The organism is Massilia sp. FBCC-B171, from assembly GCF_059134155.1.
On sequence record NZ_CP101443.1, the window covers coordinates 3,380,690 to 3,396,987 of the forward strand.

Annotated in this window: 15 protein-coding genes; 8 read left to right on the forward strand and 7 right to left on the reverse strand. The window is 65.0% G+C overall.

Annotated features, from left to right (window positions below):
- Position 1: 1 nt before the first annotated feature.
- A complete protein-coding gene (locus NMB41_RS15285; RefSeq protein WP_494378665.1) occupies positions 2-838 on the reverse strand; it encodes a M15 family metallopeptidase in 837 nt (278 codons plus the stop codon).
- A gap of 105 nt (positions 839-943) precedes the next feature.
- On the opposite strand from NMB41_RS15285, the gene NMB41_RS15290 reads away from it, so the two are divergent.
- From NMB41_RS15290 to NMB41_RS15300, 3 genes are all read left to right on the forward strand, one after another.
- Complete coding sequence (locus NMB41_RS15290) at positions 944-1,759, forward strand: hypothetical protein (RefSeq protein WP_494378666.1); 816 nt, start codon at positions 944-946, stop codon at positions 1,757-1,759.
- 102 nt (positions 1,760-1,861) lie between these two features.
- Positions 1,862-3,511, forward strand: coding sequence for a VRR-NUC domain-containing protein (locus tag NMB41_RS15295; RefSeq protein ID WP_494378667.1), 1,650 nt, complete (start codon positions 1,862-1,864; stop codon positions 3,509-3,511).
- On the forward strand, positions 3,508-5,760 hold the full coding sequence (locus NMB41_RS15300) for an ATP-dependent DNA helicase (protein ID WP_494378668.1): 2,253 nt from the start codon (positions 3,508-3,510) through the stop codon (positions 5,758-5,760). The genes NMB41_RS15295 and NMB41_RS15300 overlap by 4 nt, the downstream gene beginning before the upstream one ends.
- Here the strand turns inward: NMB41_RS15300 and NMB41_RS15305 are convergent, their stop codons facing one another.
- The 6 genes from NMB41_RS15305 to NMB41_RS15330 form a co-directional block, all read right to left on the reverse strand.
- Positions 5,761-6,489 (reverse strand): LytR/AlgR family response regulator transcription factor, encoded by a 729-nt coding sequence (locus NMB41_RS15305; protein ID WP_494378669.1) that lies wholly within the window; start codon positions 6,487-6,489, stop codon positions 5,761-5,763.
- A 4-nt stretch (positions 6,490-6,493) separates the two neighbouring features.
- The gene (locus tag NMB41_RS15310) at positions 6,494-7,570 is read right to left on the reverse strand and encodes a sensor histidine kinase (RefSeq protein WP_494378670.1); all 1,077 of its coding nucleotides are present in this window, start codon (positions 7,568-7,570) and stop codon (positions 6,494-6,496) included.
- 13 nt (positions 7,571-7,583) lie between these two features.
- Complete coding sequence (locus tag NMB41_RS15315; protein WP_494378671.1) at positions 7,584-8,366, reverse strand: LiaI-LiaF-like domain-containing protein; 783 nt, start codon at positions 8,364-8,366, stop codon at positions 7,584-7,586.
- Complete coding sequence (locus NMB41_RS15320; RefSeq protein WP_494378672.1) at positions 8,359-8,742, reverse strand: LiaI-LiaF-like domain-containing protein; 384 nt, start codon at positions 8,740-8,742, stop codon at positions 8,359-8,361. Before NMB41_RS15320 ends, NMB41_RS15315 begins: the two co-directional genes overlap by 8 nt.
- 206 nt (positions 8,743-8,948) lie before the next feature.
- The gene (locus NMB41_RS15325) at positions 8,949-9,116 is read right to left on the reverse strand and encodes a hypothetical protein (protein ID WP_494378673.1); all 168 of its coding nucleotides are present in this window, start codon (positions 9,114-9,116) and stop codon (positions 8,949-8,951) included.
- 342 nt (positions 9,117-9,458) lie between these two features.
- Positions 9,459-9,758, reverse strand: a complete 300-nt coding sequence (locus NMB41_RS15330) for a hypothetical protein (RefSeq protein WP_494378674.1) — start codon at positions 9,756-9,758, stop codon at positions 9,459-9,461.
- Between the two features lie 65 nt (positions 9,759-9,823).
- Here NMB41_RS15330 and NMB41_RS15335 point away from each other — a divergent pair, with 65 nt between their 5' ends.
- The 5 genes from NMB41_RS15335 to NMB41_RS15355 all read left to right on the forward strand — a co-directional run bounded on the left by NMB41_RS15335 (position 9,824) and on the right by NMB41_RS15355 (position 16,292).
- Positions 9,824-10,768, forward strand: coding sequence for an N-acetylmuramoyl-L-alanine amidase-like domain-containing protein (locus NMB41_RS15335; RefSeq protein WP_494378675.1), 945 nt, complete (start codon positions 9,824-9,826; stop codon positions 10,766-10,768).
- Positions 10,769-11,572: 804 nt separating this feature from the next.
- The gene (locus NMB41_RS15340) at positions 11,573-13,207 is read left to right on the forward strand and encodes a polysaccharide biosynthesis protein (protein WP_494378676.1); all 1,635 of its coding nucleotides are present in this window, start codon (positions 11,573-11,575) and stop codon (positions 13,205-13,207) included.
- Between the two features lie 51 nt (positions 13,208-13,258).
- Entirely contained in the window at positions 13,259-14,587 is a 1,329-nt protein-coding gene (locus NMB41_RS15345; protein ID WP_494378677.1) for a nucleotide sugar dehydrogenase, read from the forward strand.
- 21 nt (positions 14,588-14,608) lie between these two features.
- Positions 14,609-15,670, forward strand: a complete 1,062-nt coding sequence (locus NMB41_RS15350; protein ID WP_494378678.1) for a Gfo/Idh/MocA family protein — start codon at positions 14,609-14,611, stop codon at positions 15,668-15,670.
- A 1-nt stretch (position 15,671) separates the two neighbouring features.
- Positions 15,672-16,292: an acyltransferase gene (locus NMB41_RS15355; RefSeq protein WP_494378679.1), complete on the forward strand. Its 621-nt coding sequence runs from the start codon at positions 15,672-15,674 to the stop codon at positions 16,290-16,292.
- Positions 16,293-16,298 lie beyond the last annotated feature (6 nt).

Genomic DNA, 16,298 nt, shown 5'->3' on the forward strand with positions numbered 1-16,298 from the left:
CTCAACGCCGCATCACACCGCGCAGGCGCAGCTCAGTGTGGCCCAGATCCATCATCTTCCAGCGCCCGCCCCAGGTCAGGCCAAGCTGCTCGGCCACCTCGCCATACAGCTGGTAGCCGCGCATGGCCCAGGGGTCTTTCTCAGAGATCACGAGCTTGCCGTCGCGCCAGAAAGCACAGTCGGCGGCCAGGCCGTACTGGTGCCAGCTCTGGAAGGCGCGCGCATTGGTGACGGCGCCGCCCATCGATGCCAACAAGTCCTGGCGCGCCGGGCTGCGGTAGCCCTCGAGCAAGGCCATGTCGTAGCCATGTTTCTCTTTCATGATCTTGAATGCGAGCAGAAGGCGCTGGCTGAACTCCGGATGCATCAGGCCCCAGTTGCGGCTCGCGTTGACCAGCATCGGCCGCACCTGTACCACTTCCTGGGTCCCGAAGGCGAGCGGCGGCGGATCGCTCGGCGGCACCAGCTGCTCGCCGCGCAGGAGGGCCGCGATCTGGGCATCGGGCAATGCCTCGACTGGCTCATAGCCGGGCAGCATGTCGGGCGTGCGCAAGGCCAGGGCCAACAGCGAGGGAATCGCCACGGCGGGCACCACGATCGCGACCACGATCCAGTTGCGCCGCAGCTGCTTGACCAGTGCGCGGTAGCGCTCGCGCAGGCCGCGCCGCCCCGCCCGCAGGTCGAGCGTCGGCTGAGGACGCCAGCCGGTCACGCGCCCCAGCCGGCTACGCAAGCCAAACATCAATTGATTGATCAATGTCCGTCCGCTCGGGAAGCAGGCAAGCCAGATCAGGCTGCAGGCGACGCAAAAATACAGAAGTGCGACAAAGATCAGCATGGATTTCCCCAGATTGTTTCTAATCAGAGCAGCAACGACCATCTTAGGAGGTATGCAGTGCGCCCTACAGACGAAAATCAAGCGGCCTCGACAAGACCAAACCTCATGTCGTCGCGCCGTGGCGCCGGGGAAGAGAACATTCTCGCGATGCTGGAACGCGATTCGGCACGCCGGCCGAGCAGCCGCATGTCCGGCGTGCGCCTGGCGTCCTACGGGGCGGCGGCGGCCCTGGTCGGCATCCTGGCCGGCGGCGTCGCCTGGCTCGCCTGGGACAATCACCGCACGGGCGAAGAACTGCAAACACAGTATGATCTTGCCAACAATCCATCGCCGACCGCGATGGCCGAAGCCGACCTGCCGCCGATCCTGCCGCCTGCCGCCGCGCCCCCGGCGCCGGTGGCGGAGGCGCCGCGCACCGCGGTCATCGTCGACGAGGCCGCGCGGGCACGCGAGGCGGCATCCGCCGCTGCCCCGCCGCCGCTGGTCATGCTGCCGCCCCACGAACTCGCGGGGGCCAAGGCGCCGCCGCCAGCCCCGGCGCCGCGCCCGGCGCAGGAAAGCGTGCAGGCCAAGCCGGGCATACAGCCAAAACTGGTCAAGGCCGAGCCGCCGAAAGTGGCGGCGAAACCGGTCAAGGCCGAGGCGCCCAAAGTCGCGCCGCGTCCAGCGGCCGAGAAAAAGGCGGACAAGCCGGCCAAGCTTGCCAGCCGCGGCAGCAAGCCGGCGCCGGCACGTACCAGCACCAAGGCCAAGGCGTCTCCCGAGGCCGCCCGCCCGCGCAAGGCCGCCGCCACCGCCGATACCCCGGTCGACAGCGACGTCGCCCTGATCTCGGCCATCATCCAGCACGCCGAGCGCCACCGCGGCGAGCGCGAGCCCTGCAGCGGCCCGAAATGCCCACCCAAGCCGACCCGTCCCTGATGTGGCAAAAAACCACGGCCGCCAATCATGGCGGCCGAAAGGGCTGGGTCTTCCCCGGCCCTGCGGCTATACTGTACATAAGCACAGTTGTCGCCGCATATGATGAACAGGGTTTTGGAAAACGAGTTTTACTACCTGGATAATTTCCAGCGTGTCCTGGATTGGATCGGCGGGCGCTATGCCGACTTGCTGACCGACGAAGAGCAGTCCTTCATCGCGGCCTTTCCCGCGCTGCCCCAGGCGGCGCGTGCCTTGTTCGTACGCATGGTCATGCGTAAAGGGAATCTGTTCCGCGCCAGCAAAATGACCTACGCCGAAATCGGCTGCCCGGTCGAAGCCGCGCAGCATTTGCTGCCGACCGGCTGGATCGAACGCGATCCCGTGCTCTCCCTCGACGAACTGTTCGACCTGCTGGCCAAGCCCGAGATCGTCGCCGCGTTCGGCCCAAATTTGCACCAAAAGAGTGCGCGCAAGGCCGAGCAACTCGAATCGCTGCGCGCGGCCTTCGCCGACAGCCGCACCTTCTCTACCTGGTATGCCGGCTGCAGCGATGTCGCCCTGCGCATCCTCGTCAAACCCCTGTGCGACCGCCTGCGCCTGATCTTCTTCGGCAACCTGCGCCAGGACTGGACCGAATTCGTCCTCGCCGACCTCGGCGTCTACCGCTTCGAGCAGGTCGAGTTTTCCAGCGCCTCGCGCGGTTTCCGCAATCGCCGCGACATTGAGCATTACCTGCAGCTGCACGCCTGCAAGGAACGCTTCTACGAAGGCCTGGCGCCGATCGAAGACGTGATGGACGAACTGCCGATCGACGCCTTCGACAACGACTGGCTCGAAGGCCGGCGCGAAAAATTCCTGTTCCAGGTCGGCCAGCATTTCGAAAAGCAGCAGGACTGGCCGCGCGCGCTCGATGTCTACACGCGCTGCGGCTATCCGGGTTCACGCGGACGTACGATCCGGGTGCTGGAAAAGGCGGAACGCTATCACGAAGCCTGGCAGCTGCTGCAGCAAGCCGAGCGCGCGCTCGAGAACGACGCCGAACGCCAGCACCTGCTGCGCCTGAAACCCCGCCTGGCGCGCAAACTCGGCCACCCGAAAGCCATCGCGCCGCGCCCCATCGCGCCCGCCCGCCTCGACCTCTGCCTGCCCGTGCCCGGCGACGGCCTCTGGGTCGAAGGCGCCGTGCGCGACCACCTGGCCTGCGAGGAAGCGCCCGTGTTCTATGTCGAGAACATGCTGGCCAACGCCTTGTTTGGCCTCCTGTGCTGGCGCGCGATCTTCGCCGCCATTCCCGGCGCCTTCTTCCACCCCTTCCACCGTGCGCCGGCCGACCTGCACAGCCTCGACTTCCACCAGCGCCGCGCCGCCGAATTCGCCGACTGCCTGGCCCAGTGCGACGACGGCCGCTACCGCGCCACCATCCTCGCGCACTTCGAAGAAAAGGCCGGCATCTCGGCGCCCTTCGTGTCCTGGGAATCCCTCGACCGCGCCCTGCTCGAACTGGCGCTCGATTGCATCCCGGCCGCGCACGTGAAGCGCTGGTGCGAACGCATCCTGGCCGACGTCAAGGTCAACCGCACGGGCTTTCCCGACCTGATTCAGTTCTGGCCGCGCGAGAAGCGCTATCGCATGATCGAAGTGAAGGGTCCGGGCGACCGCCTGCAGGACAACCAGCTGCGCTGGATCGATTACTGCGCGGCGCACGACATGCCGGTGGCCGTGTGCTACCTGCAGTGGAGCCAAGCTGCGTGAGCTATGTCGTCGCCGTGCGCGCGCTCTGCGAATTCACGGCCAAGCGCGGTGACCTCGACCTGCGCTTCACGCCCTCGCCAACAGCCCAGGAAGGCATCGCAGGTCACGCCGTCGTCACCGCACGCCGCGGCGAAGGCTACCAGGCCGAAGTGAGCCTGGCGGGCGACTTCGGCCCGCTGCACGTGCGCGGCCGCGCCGACGGCTACGATCCGGCGCAGAACCTGATCGAGGAAATCAAGACCTACCGCGGCCAGCTCTCCTCGATGCCGGACAACCACCGCCACCTGCACTGGGCCCAGCTGCGTGTGTACGGCCACCTGCTGTGCGCCGCGCGCGGCTTTGACCACGTCAACCTGGCGCTCGTGTACTACGACATCGGCAGCGGCCTGGAAACTGCGCTGCGCGAAACCCGCAGCGCCACCGAATTGAAGACCATGTTCGAGGAAGCCTGCGGCCGCTTTGTCGCCTGGGCCGAACAGGAGCTGCGCCACCGCGAGGCACGCGACGCAGCCCTGGCCAGCCTCCGCTTCCCGCATGCCGATTTCAGGCCGGGCCAGCGCCAGCTAGCCGAAACCATTTTCAAGGCAAACAGCGCGGGCCGCTGCCTGCTGGCCCAGGCGCCGACCGGCATCGGCAAGACCATCGGCAGCCTGTTCCCGGTGCTGAAAGCCGCCCCAAGCCAACGCATCGACAAGATCTTCTTTTTGGCGGCGAAAACGCCGGGCCGCCAGCTGGCCCTGGACGCGGCGCAGGCGATCCGCGCCCACGCGCCCGGGCTGCCGCTGCGGGTGCTGGAACTGGCGGCGCGCGACAAGGCCTGCGAGCATCCCGATAAAGCCTGCCATGGCGACTCCTGCCCCCTGGCGCAGGGTTTTTATGACCGCCTGCCCGCCGCGCGCCAGGCCGCGCTCGATGTGCCCGTGCTCGACCGCGCCGCCCTGCGTGAGGTCGGCCTGGCCCACAATGTCTGCCCCTATTACCTCGGCAGTGAAATGGCGCGCTGGACCGATGTGGCAATCGGCGACTACAACTATTATTTCGATGGCAGCGCGATGCTGTACGCGCTGGCCCAGGCCAATGGCTGGCGCGCCAGCGTGCTGGTCGACGAAGCCCACAACATGGTCTCGCGCGCGCGTTCGATGTATTCCTGCGAACTCGATCGCGTGTCCCTGCGCGCCGCCCGCGCTGCCGCGCCGCCGCTGGTGAAGAAAGCCTTGACCAAGATCGCGCGTGTGTGGGGCGAGATCGACGAGGCGGCGCCACTGCCTTATCAAGTGCTCGAGGCCCCCGGCGAGAAGCTCCTGAACGCGCTGACCAACGCCACCAGCACCATCAACGACTTCGTCGCCGAGAACCCCGGCCCGCTCGATCCGGCCCTGCAGCGCTTTCACTTCGACGCCATGGGCTTCGCGCGCCTGGCCGAATCCTTCGGCGAGCATTCGCTGTGCGACCTCACGCGCCAGGGGAAAGACAGCCTGCTCTGCATCCGCAACGTGGTGCCCGCGCCCTTCCTGAAAACCCGCTTCGAACTCGCCCATTCGGTCACGCTGTTCTCGGCCACGCTCAGCCCCTGGCATTATTTCGCCGACCTGCTCGGCCTGCCCGAAAACACCGGCTGGGTCGACGTCGAGTCACCGTTTGCCGCCGGCCAGCTGGCCGTGCACGTGACGAACCGGATTTCGACCCGCTACCAGCACCGCACCGCATCGCTGGCCCCGATCGCGCGCCTGATGGCCGGCCAGTACGGGCAGGCACCCGGCAACTACCTGGCCTTTTTCAGCAGCTTCGACTACCTCGACCAGGCGGCGACGCAGTTCGCCAAAGCGTATCCCGCCGTGCCGATCTGGCGCCAGGAACGGCGCATGAGCGAAGGGGAACGCGGCGCCTTCCTTGAGCGATTCCAGCCCGAAGGACGCGGGATCGGCTTTGCGGTGCTGGGCGGCTCCTTCGGCGAAGGCATCGACCTGCCGGGCGCGCGCCTGATCGGCGCTTTCGTCGCGACCCTCGGCCTGCCGCAACTGAACCCCGTGAACGAGCAGCTGCGCACGCGCATGCAGGCGATGTTCGGCGCCGGCTATGACTACACTTATTTGTATCCGGGCCTGCAGAAAGTGGTGCAGGCGGCCGGCCGCGTGATTCGCACCGAGCAAGACCAGGGCGTGGTCTACCTGATCGACGACCGCTTCGACCAGAGCGCCGTGCGCGCGCTGCTGCCGCGCTGGTGGCAGGTCGAGAAAATCAGCGCATGATCAACCTAGGAGCTCGCGCACCTTCTGGTAGCCGCTGCGGCTGACCGGCACCCGCTTACCGTCCTTGAGAACGGCGCACCAGCTGTCCTTGGTCGGCGCCTCGATCCGTTCGATGGCGCCCACGTTCACGATATACGAGCGGTGCACGCGCAGAAACAGCGCCGGGTCGAGCCCCTGCTCGAGTTCCGCCATGCGCCCGTTCTTCAGGTGCAGGCGCCCGCCGGCGCTGATCTGCACGTAGTCGTCCTGGGCCTCGATCCAGTCAATGCTGTCAGCTGCCACCACATGCACCCGTGCTCCGTCGCGAATCAGGAGCCGCACCAAAGGCCCGTTGCGCCGCGCCGCCTCCAGCGCCACCGCTTCCACTTGCTCCGGCGGCGTCGCGCGCGCCCTCGCGCTGCCCAAAGCCTGGGCCAGGCGCTCGCGGCTGAAGGGTTTCAGCAGGTAGTCGATCGCGCGCACCTCGAAAGCCTTCAGCGCGAACTGGTCGTAGGCCGTGACGAACACGTATTGGGTGCCGGCGCCGGCCAGCTCCACCACCTCGAAGCCGTCCAGCTTCGGCATCTGGATGTCGAGGAAGACCAGGTCGGGCTGCAGCTCGCCGATCGCCTTGACCGCCTCGAAGCCGTTCGCGCATTCGGCCACGATCTCGATCTCGGGCCAGGCCGACAAATACTCGCGCAGCACTGCGCGCGCCAGGTGTTCGTCGTCGACGATGATGACACGCATGGTCTCAGCTTTCTGTGGTGGGTTGGGTTTCGGCGGGCAGCGCGATGTCGACCCGGAAGCGCGCGTCGAAGCGGGTCCAGTGCACGCTGGCCTCGTGGGCATAGGTGGCCAGCAGGCGCTGGCGCACGTTGACCAGGCCAATGCCGCAGCCGGCAGCCGGTTGTGAAACGTCGTCCTCGTCGGCGTCGTTCTCGACGCGGATGCGCAGCAGGGAACCCGCGCGTTCTGCGGCGATGCGCACCAGGCCGCCGTCGAGCCGGTTGCCGATGCCGTGCTTGACGGCGTTCTCGACCAGCGGCTGCAGCAGCATCGGCGGCAGCAGGCATTGTCCCGCGCCTTCGCCGATGCTGTGTTCGAAGCGCAGGCGGGCACCGAAGCGCACCTGTTCGATCGCAAGAAACGCCTGCACCAGCGCGATCTCCTCATCGAGCACGACCTTGCGCTGCGCATCCATGCCCAGGCTGCGGCGCAGGAAGTTCGAAAGCTGCAAGGTCATCCCGCGCGCGGCGACCGGGTCGATCGAGGTCAGCGCGCTGATGGAATTGAGGCTATTGAACAGGAAGTGCGGATCGATCTGGGTACGCAGCATGCGCAGCTCGGCTTCCTGCGCCGCCAGCTTCATCTCCAGTTCGCGCCGTTCGAAGTTGCGCGCACGTTCGAATTCGAGGCCCAGGTAGTGGGCCACCGCCGTCAAGCCGTACAGGATCACGCCGAGGCCGAACATCAGGGCCGCAAACGGGCGGCTCATCGCAGGCAGGCCCGGCACCAGGCCGCGCAGCGCTTCGGCAAAGCCGCTGCCGGCAGCAGTCCAGAGCGCGCTGGCGCAGACGGCGGTGCAGGTGAACACGCCCAGCACCGCCGCCAGCGGCCTGGCTGCCAGCGGATAGGCGCGGCACAGGTAGTAAGAAGAAAAGCCGCTGGCGCAGCCATAGACCAGCGCCAGCGGGACGGCGAACAGCAGGCTCGCCCCCCAGGGGGCGTCGCCGGCGGCCACCATCAGGCCGGCCAGCAGCATCCCGAGCAGCGCCCAGGCAGCCAGGTACAGTGCGCTGCCGCGCCGCGTGCCGAGCGCGCCCATCATCACAGGCCTGCCATCAGTTACGTACCTCGACGCCGCCCATGATCGCGTAGCCGCGCACGATCAGGCGCTTGCTGTTGTCCGGCGGGGCCACGGTCTTTTCGTCGAAACCGCCCATGATCGGCGTGCCCTGCAGGACCACGGTCCAGTCGGTCGGCACCTTGAGCGTGACGCCGCCCCAGAACGCGAACACGTGCAGTACCGCTTCCCCGCTCATCGAGGCGCCGCGCATGTCGAGCGAGCAGCCGCCCATCACAGCGGTCACTTCGCCGCCGCGAAAGTCCCGGGTATGCACGCGGCGTTCAAAACCGCCCAGCACCGCCGTCACGTCCACCACCTGCGCGCCGGGATCGCCCTTCTCGTACGGCAGGTCCTTGTCGTCCATGACGACGACGCCAAAGCGCGCCAGCTTCTGCCCTGTCATGGCGCGATAGACCACCATGGCGCCGACCGCGATCAGGACCAGCGGCCAGGCGGCACGCCAGGAAAAGTAAATGATGCCGAGACGGTGCAGGGTCATCGTGACGCCGATGCCGATGCCGGCCAGGCCAATCAGGTAGCCGTTCGGCGAGCTGGTATCGAGCAGCTTGGCCACGCCGGCGAAGATGAAGATCAACGGCCAGAACGCCAGTGCGTCATGCATGTCGATGAAGTCGAGGTTATCGAGCAGGAACAGCAGGCCGATGGCGATTACCAGCACGCCCATCAAGACCTGGCTGGTCACGCCGCGGTCGGCGCGGCGGGCGGCACGGCGCGCCTGGCGCTCGGCGCGGCGCTCGTCGATCGTGTCCTTATGCATGGTCCTTCTCCTTCGATTCCGGGGTCGTGTCCGACAAGCGGCGCGCAAGCACCGGCGCCAGTACCAGCTGTACTCCGGCCATGAGCAGGAACAGCGGCCAGCTGTTGCGGAAGGTCAGTCCGAACAAGCCTTCGAAAACCGCAAACAGCCACAGGCCGACAAAGATCGTCCACAGGCCGTTGCGGAATTCGCGCGCGCTCGGGTAGCCGATGGTCTGGTTGATGCCGACGACGACCAGCAGCAGCGGCCAATATTGCCATACCGAGGAGGCATCGAGGATGTCCATGCGGTCGAGCAGGAAGATGAGGCCGAGCCCGATCAGGACCAGACCCCACATCATTTGTTTGCGTGTCGTGTAGCTGTGTTCGGTACCCATGTCGCCCTCCGTGTTGTGATGAGAACACGATAGCGGGGAGCGGCGCCGAGGAAAAGCGCCTTTCGGCGAATGGCGGTGCCGGATCGGCGAATGGCGAAAAAATCGGCGACTGACGGTTCGCCTGAACTTCGGATCAATGTAAGGAAAGCATCGGACAAAAAAAAAGCCCGCCACGTTGCCGGGCGGGCTATTCTGCCTCAAAAAAATCAGGCGGCTGCTGCGGACGACGGCTGGTTCTTGACCTGGTTGCGGTATTTTGCGCGCGCGGTGGCTTGCTTGACGGCCTCGCGGGCGATGTTGGTGCGGCGGATGTCGAGACGTTCTTCGACGCCACGGTGCTGGGCTTCGTGTTTGTTACCGATACGCTTGGTCATGTGCTTCTCCTCTGTTAAAACTGTAATTTCCGAAAGGACGGCTAGGAACGGCTGGTCGCCACTTTCAAATCCGCCGGCATGAGCATACCCCATCCGAGCTGGCGCCGGATTTCTTCGGGCGCCGGCGGGGGTTGCGGGTCACGCGACCGGCGTGCGAGATATTCACGCACCAGGTGCTTCGGGGGATTCTTGGTCGGGGTAGACATCGGGCCTCCGCTTCCGGGTTTTCATGAGCCGCCGCCTGTTGGCGACGACTGAATATTCTGGTGCCGATCCTCGAGGCGACCGGCTAACCTGTTGAGATATTTGGCAGCCTGCAGAACGAATTCGCCGGCTCCTCACTCACACGGCTTCATCATAGCCCTCGCACTGCTGACGCACCGTTAGGTGACGCACACTGCGCGCCAGGATGAGTTGAAGGCGCGCCATGGCCGGGCAGCCATTGATCGAGGAGGGGAACAGACTGATCGAGACGGCCGAACGCGGTGCGAAATACCATGCCCATGCCAGGCCGAGCTTGTCCGAAGTCTGCGGCTTCAATTCCGGGTTCGGGCCATTCATCTTGCAGCCAGTGGCGTCGCGACCCGGGCCGCCGAAGCCGCCGCCCAACAGGTCAGAGGCGAGCTGATGGATGGGCGACAAATTGTTATTGTCAAACGGCGCAGCGCCGGGTTAGCGTTCTGGAATCACAAGATGGAGACCCTGCGATGCGCCTCGCTCCCCTGCTGCTTGCCGCCGCCCTCGGCGGCTGCGCCAGCCAGTCCGCCCTGCCCCCTGCCGCCCCGCCGTCCGCCGCGGCTTCCATGCCCATCGCGACGATGCTGGAAAAGCAGATCTTCCAGATGACGCCGGTCGAAGCCGGACGCTATGTGGCGTGGGCGCATCAGGCCGAACCTGACCTGCGCAAGCGGATCGCCGCGATCGGACGCAAGAACCTGGGTCAGCCCTACCTCCTGAACCTGCTTGGTGAGTTTCCCTTCGAAGTGCACGACGATTTGCCGATGTTCAGCCTGGAGCGCAGCGATTGCGTCGTATTCGCGGAACACACTTATGCGATGGCCTTGTCGCGCTCCTGGGAAGAATTTTTCTGGATGCTGCAGCGCATCCGCTACCGAGACGGCGTGATCGGCGTCGCCACGCGCAATCACTACACGGAGATGGACTGGAACGTCGCCAACAGCTGGCTCCTCACCGACGTCAGCGCCGCGCTGGCCGGCCCGCATGGTCCGTTCTACGACATGCAGGTCGACCGCGCGCGCTTCCTCAAGACGCGCCACGCCACCGAACGCAGCATCCCGGTCGAAACCAGCCGTCAACGCTTCGTGCCGAAGGAGCAGGTGGCGGCGGTCGCGAGCCAGCTGCAGGAGGGCGACTTCGTCAACGTGATCTCGACGCGCGATGGCGCGCACTGGGCCTCGCACGTCGGCCTGGTGGTGCTTGGCCCCGATGGCGAGCGGCGCTTGCTCCACTCGCAGGAGCCGAAGGTGCGCGAAGAAAGCTTCGATTCCTTCATCGCCCGCGCACATGAACGCGAGGCGCGTAACGCCCGCGAGGGCAAGAACGGCCAGCGCCTGGCCGGCTTCAAGTTCCTGCGCCTGAACGACAACATCGTGGTGCCGCCGATGGCACCGCAGCCGCGTCCCGGCACCTGATCCTGCACGGCCGGCGCACGCCGGTGCTGAGCATTCCCCTGGCGCCGCCCTCTCTCCCAGGGTGGCCGCTCTCCTTCCGCCTCACCTATATATAAAGCGCAGTCCGCAGCGGCTCCGTTAGCGTTCGCATTTACTTCTTTATTTCCACCTTCTTATATTCCCAACGGAAATCTATTGCTGCCAGCGATGCGATTTATTTCCTAATTACATTTCCTCAATTAAATAAACGAGCCATTTCGTTTTAATTCGGAATTGTCGGTTGAGCGGGGTCAAACTCAGCAATCTGAGTGAGGCAGATAATAAACTTACTCAGCAACGGTAAGTCTAAATGTCGCCCTCATTGTATTTGCGTCCGATTTCTTTCCGACGACATCCTTCTTTTATAAATTGCGCCCCATCGTTCTGCGCATTCGCTTATACCGTTGCCATTGCAACCCACCCGACCGAGTAATGCGCACCATGCCAACTTTATCGACCCAAGTATTAAGCCAGTTCTGCGCAAGAATGGTGTCGCTGCATCGGACCACCAAAATTGCCTTCATGGTTTGTATCGATCTGGTCGCATTGCCGCTTTGTTTTTTGATCGCAATGTTATTGCGCGGCGGCGACTTGAAACTCGCATCCCATTATGGACCCGCCTCTTATCTGATTGTGGCATTGGTCACGATCGCCGCATTATCCATATCCGATCTGTACCGCGCCGTTATCCGTTTTATCGATGGACGGCTATTAAGCGCCACCGGCCTGGCGCTTGGCATTGCAGTGCTATGTGCTTATGTCGTTCTGTTTGCAATCAATGACGCGATGTTTCCTCGCAGTGCGCTGGCCATTTACTGGTTTATCGTCTTTTCCTACGTGGTTACCTCCCGTATCGGCATGCGCAACTTTCTGCGCAGCCACAGCACGCGCCGTCCGACCTCGGATGCGGTTGCCATTTACGGCGCCGGCGAGGCAGGGGCGCGCCTGGCGCAAACCATGCGCTCGAGCGACGAATACCGTCCGGTCTGTTTTTTCGACGACAAGCGTGCCCTGAACGACCGTACCATCGCCGGTCTGCGCGTATTCCATACCGATCGCCTTGCCGACCTGGTCGCCGCCCATGGCATCCGCACCGTCGTCATTGCCGTGCCCGGCATGCCAGCCGAACGCCTGCGCGACATCATGCAACGCCTGGCCGGAGCCGGCGTCACGACCAAGATCCTGAGCCGGCTGGTCGACCTGGCCGACGACCGGGTCCGCCCGCGCGACTCGATTCGCGAACTGAAGTTCGAAGACCTGCTCGGCCGGCCGCCGGTGCCGCCGCGGCTCGACCTGTTCGCCCGCTGCGTCCGTGGCAAGACCGTGCTCGTGACCGGCGCCGGCGGCTCCATCGGCAGCGAATTGTGCCGCCAGATCGTCACCCTTGCACCAACCCGGCTGCACCTGCTCGACCATTCCGAATTCGCGCTCTACACCATTCGCCAGGAACTCTCGACCCGCTTCCCCGACCTGCGCATCGAAGCCCACCTCGGTTCGGTCTGCAATGCCGACCTGGTCGAGCGCATCCTGACGGACAACCATGTCGACACCGTCTACCATGCGGCGGCCTACAAGCACGTGCCGCTGGTCGAGTCGAACATCGTCGAGGGCCTGCGCAACAACGTGCTCGGCGCCCAGGTTGTCGCGGCGGCCTGCGCCACCCACCACGTCGAAACCTGTGTGCTCATTTCGAGCGACAAGGCGGTGCGTCCGACCAACATCATGGGCGCCAGCAAGCGTATCGCCGAGCTGATCTTCCAGGCGGCGGCCGCCAAGCACGGCGGGAAAACCACCTTCTGCATGGTCCGCTTCGGTAACGTGCTCGGTTCGTCCGGCTCGGTCATCCCGCTGTTCCAGCGCCAGATCGCACGGGGCGGCCCGCTGACCATCACCCACCCGGAGGTGTCGCGCTACTTCATGCTCATTCCGGAAGCAGCGCAGCTCGTCATCCAGGCCGGCGCCATGGCCAAGGGCGGCGACGTGTTCGTCCTCGACATGGGCGAACCGGTGCGCATCGTCGAACTGGCCCGCACCCTGCTCGCCATGTCCGGCCTGACGGAAAAAACCCCGGCCAGCCCTGACGGCGACATCGAGGTGAAATTCGTCGGCCTGTTCCAGGGCGAGAAGCTGCACGAGGAGTTGCTGACCGACGGCACCGTCTTCCCGAGCGAGCATCCGCGCATCATGCGCATGAAGGAAAACGCCCTGCGCCCGAGCGTGCTCGAGACATGCATCACCTGCCTGATGATGGCTTGCGAAACGCACGAGCGCGGCATGATCGAATCGATGGTCAAGGCCATCGTCAGCGAGTACACGCCCCAGCTGCCCGTCAGCGCCCCAGTATCAGTGCCCGAACCCGAGCTCGAAGCCGGCAAGGCGCGGCTTAGCCTCATCCATAAATTCGTGCCCTTCCGTATCTAGCTGCGGCACCCCCTCTTCACCCACCCACCACTAATAGTTGGCGAGGAACACATGCGCGACGAACAACAATCGGCCCACCTGCAACAACTCACAGCGAAACTGCGCGACCGCACGGCAGTCATCGGCATCATCGGACTCGGCTATGTCGGCCTGCCGCTGACCTTGCGTTACGCGGCAGTCGGCTTTCGGGTGCTGGGGATCGACATCGACACCACGAAAGTCGAAAAGCTCAATCAGGGCACAAGCTATATCAAGCACATTTCCTCCGATGCGATTGCCTCCGCGCGCGCCGGCGGTTTCGAAGCAACCGGCGACTTCACGCGCGCCGGCGAACCGGACGTGCTGATCATCTGCGTGCCGACCCCGCTCAATGCCTACCGCGAACCGGACCTCTCGTTCGTCCTCGACACCACCGACGCACTGCTGCCCTTCGTGCGCCCGGGCCAGCTGATTTCGCTCGAAAGCACCACCTACCCCGGCACCACCGAGGAAGAACTGCGTCCGCGCCTGGAGTCGCGCGGCCTGGTCGTGGGGCGCGAGATTTTCCTCGTCTTCTCGCCCGAGCGCGAAGATCCGGGCAATCCGCATTTCGAAACGCGCACCATCCCGAAGGTCTGCGGCGGCAGCACCGCGGCCTGCCTGGAAGCCGGCGTTACCCTGTACAGCGCGGCGATCGACCGCGTCGTGCCGGTCAGCTCGACCCGCGCCGCGGAACTGACCAAGCTGCTGGAAAACATCCACCGCGCGGTCAACATCGGCCTGGTCAACGAAATGAAGATCATCGCCGACAAGATGGAAATCGACATCCACGAGGTGATCCGGGCTGCCGCCACGAAGCCCTTTGGTTTCACCCCCTATTACCCGGGTCCGGGCCTGGGCGGGCACTGCATCCCGATCGATCCCTTCTATCTCACCTGGAAGGCGCGCCAGTACGGCGTCCACACGCGCTTCATCGAACTGGCCGGCGAAATCAACAGCGAGATGCCGCACTGGGTGATCGGCAAGGTCACCGACGCGCTGAACCAGCGCGGCCGTTCGGTGATGGGCAGCCGCGTGCTGGTGCTCGGCATCGCCTATAAAAAGGACGTCGAAGACATGCGCGAATCGCCCTCGGTCGAGCTGATGGAAATCCTGCGCGACAAGGGCGCCCATGTCGACTACTCCGATCCGCACGTCCCGGTCTTCCCGCGCATGCGCGAGCACCGCTTCGAGCTATCGAGCGTAACGCTCACACCCGACGCGCTCGCGTCCTACGACCTGGTGCTGCTGGCTACCAGCCACAGCGCCTTCGACTACGACATGATCCGCCGCTACGCCAACCTGATCGTCGATACGCGCGGCGTCTACCTCGAACGCCTGCCCCACGTCGTCAAGGCCTGAGCCTGCTTACCGGAGAAGATCATGCGTAACTATCCCCCTGCCATCCTCGACCGCAAGATCCGCTTCGCCCTCGTGGGCTGCGGCCGTATCGCCAGCAATCATTTCAATGCCATCCGCCAGCACCGCGACCGCTGCGAACTGGTCGGCGTCTGCGACGTCGACCCGCGCGCGCTCGCCGAGGCCGCCGACAAGACCGGTGCCGAAGCGTATGGCAGCCTCGACCAGATGCTGGCCCGCTGCGACGCCGATGCCTTCATCGTCACCACGCCCTCCGGCCTGCATCCTGAGCAGACCGTGCAGATTGCCCGCGCCGGCCGCCACATCATCACCGAAAAGCCGATGGCCACACGTTGGGAAGACGGCAAGCGCATGGTCGCGGCCGCTGACGCCGCCGGCGTGCGCCTGTTCGTGGTCAAGCAGAACCGCCGCAACGCGACCTTGCAATTGCTCAAGAGCGCGGTCGAGAAAAAACGCTTTGGACGCATCTACATGGTCAACCTGAACGTGTTCTGGACCCGTCCGGACGAGTACTACGAAAGCGCCAAGTGGCGCGGTACCTGGGAGTTCGACGGCGGCGCCTTCATGAACCAGGCCAGCCATTATGTCGACCTGATCGACTGGATCGTCGGCCCGGTCGAAAGCCTGCAGGCCTATACCGCCACGCTTGCGCGCAACATCGAAGTCGAGGATACGGGCGTCATCAGTTTGCGTTGGCGCAATGGCGCACTCGGCTCGATGAACGTCACCATGCTCACCTACCCGCGCAACATGGAAGGCTCGATCACCATCCTCGGGGAGCACGGCACGGTGCGCATCGGCGGCGTGGCCGTCAACGAAGTGCAGCAGTGGGAATTCGCCCAGCCCGACCCGGACGACGCGCGCGTGCGCGATGCCAGCTACGAAACCACCTCGGTCTACGGCTTCGGCCACCCGCTCTACTACGACAACGTGATCAAGGTCATGCGTGGCGAGGCCGAGCCCGAGACCGACGGGCGCGAAGGGCTGAAATCGCTCGAGGTGCTGGTAGCCGCCTACAAGTCGGCGCGCGACGGCAAGCGCGTGGCCCTTCCGCTGGAGTACTGAGATGGACCGTCATCCAGCAGCGCCTCACCCCGCCGACTCCCCGGTCCATCCCAGCGCCATTGTCGATGCGGGCGCCACCCTCGGGGCAGGCACCCGGGTCTGGCATTTCGCCCACGTCTGTGCCGGGGCGCGCATCGGTGCGGGATGCTCGCTCGGCCAGAACGTTTTCGTCGGCAACGACGTGCGCATTGGCGACCGGGTCAAGATCCAGAACAACGTGTCGGTCTACGACGCTGTCACACTCGAAGACGACGTTTTCTGCGGTCCCAGCATGGTATTCACCAACGTCCACAACCCGCGCGCGGCGGTCGAGCGCAAGAACGAGTACCGGCGCACCCTGGTCAGGCGGGGATCAACGATCGGCGCCAACGCAACCCTCGTGTGCGGCGTCACGGTCGGCGAATACGCCTTCATCGGCGCAGGGGCTGTTGTCACGCGCGACGTGCCGGCCTTCGCCCTCATGGCGGGTGTGCCGGCACGACAGATCGGCTGGATGAGCCGTTTTGGCGAGCGCCTCCCGCTGCGCATGAAAGGAAATGGCGAAGCACGGTGCCCGCACACGGACGACCTCTATTTGCTGCAGGACGGCGTCTGTACGCTGGTGCCGCACTCCACACCCTGACCTCAT

Coding starts and splice junctions, on each gene's coding strand:
- NMB41_RS15325 (WP_494378673.1), bottom strand. CDS start 9,116: ATGACCAAGCGTATCGGTAACAAACACGAAGCCCAGCACCGTGGCGTC.
- NMB41_RS15340 (WP_494378676.1), top strand. CDS start 11,573: ATGTTTCCTCGCAGTGCGCTGGCCATTTACTGGTTTATCGTCTTTTCC.
- NMB41_RS15320 (WP_494378672.1), bottom strand. CDS start 8,742: ATGGGTACCGAACACAGCTACACGACACGCAAACAAATGATGTGGGGT.
- NMB41_RS15305 (WP_494378669.1), bottom strand. CDS start 6,489: ATGCGTGTCATCATCGTCGACGACGAACACCTGGCGCGCGCAGTGCTG.
- NMB41_RS15350 (WP_494378678.1), top strand. CDS start 14,609: ATGCGTAACTATCCCCCTGCCATCCTCGACCGCAAGATCCGCTTCGCC.
- NMB41_RS15355 (WP_494378679.1), top strand. CDS start 15,672: ATGGACCGTCATCCAGCAGCGCCTCACCCCGCCGACTCCCCGGTCCAT.
- NMB41_RS15310 (WP_494378670.1), bottom strand. CDS start 7,570: ATGATGGGCGCGCTCGGCACGCGGCGCGGCAGCGCACTGTACCTGGCT.
- NMB41_RS15290 (WP_494378666.1), top strand. CDS start 944: ATGTCGTCGCGCCGTGGCGCCGGGGAAGAGAACATTCTCGCGATGCTG.
- NMB41_RS15295 (WP_494378667.1), top strand. CDS start 1,862: ATGAACAGGGTTTTGGAAAACGAGTTTTACTACCTGGATAATTTCCAG.
- NMB41_RS15285 (WP_494378665.1), bottom strand. CDS start 838: ATGCTGATCTTTGTCGCACTTCTGTATTTTTGCGTCGCCTGCAGCCTG.
- NMB41_RS15315 (WP_494378671.1), bottom strand. CDS start 8,366: ATGCATAAGGACACGATCGACGAGCGCCGCGCCGAGCGCCAGGCGCGC.
- NMB41_RS15345 (WP_494378677.1), top strand. CDS start 13,259: ATGCGCGACGAACAACAATCGGCCCACCTGCAACAACTCACAGCGAAA.
- NMB41_RS15335 (WP_494378675.1), top strand. CDS start 9,824: ATGCGCCTCGCTCCCCTGCTGCTTGCCGCCGCCCTCGGCGGCTGCGCC.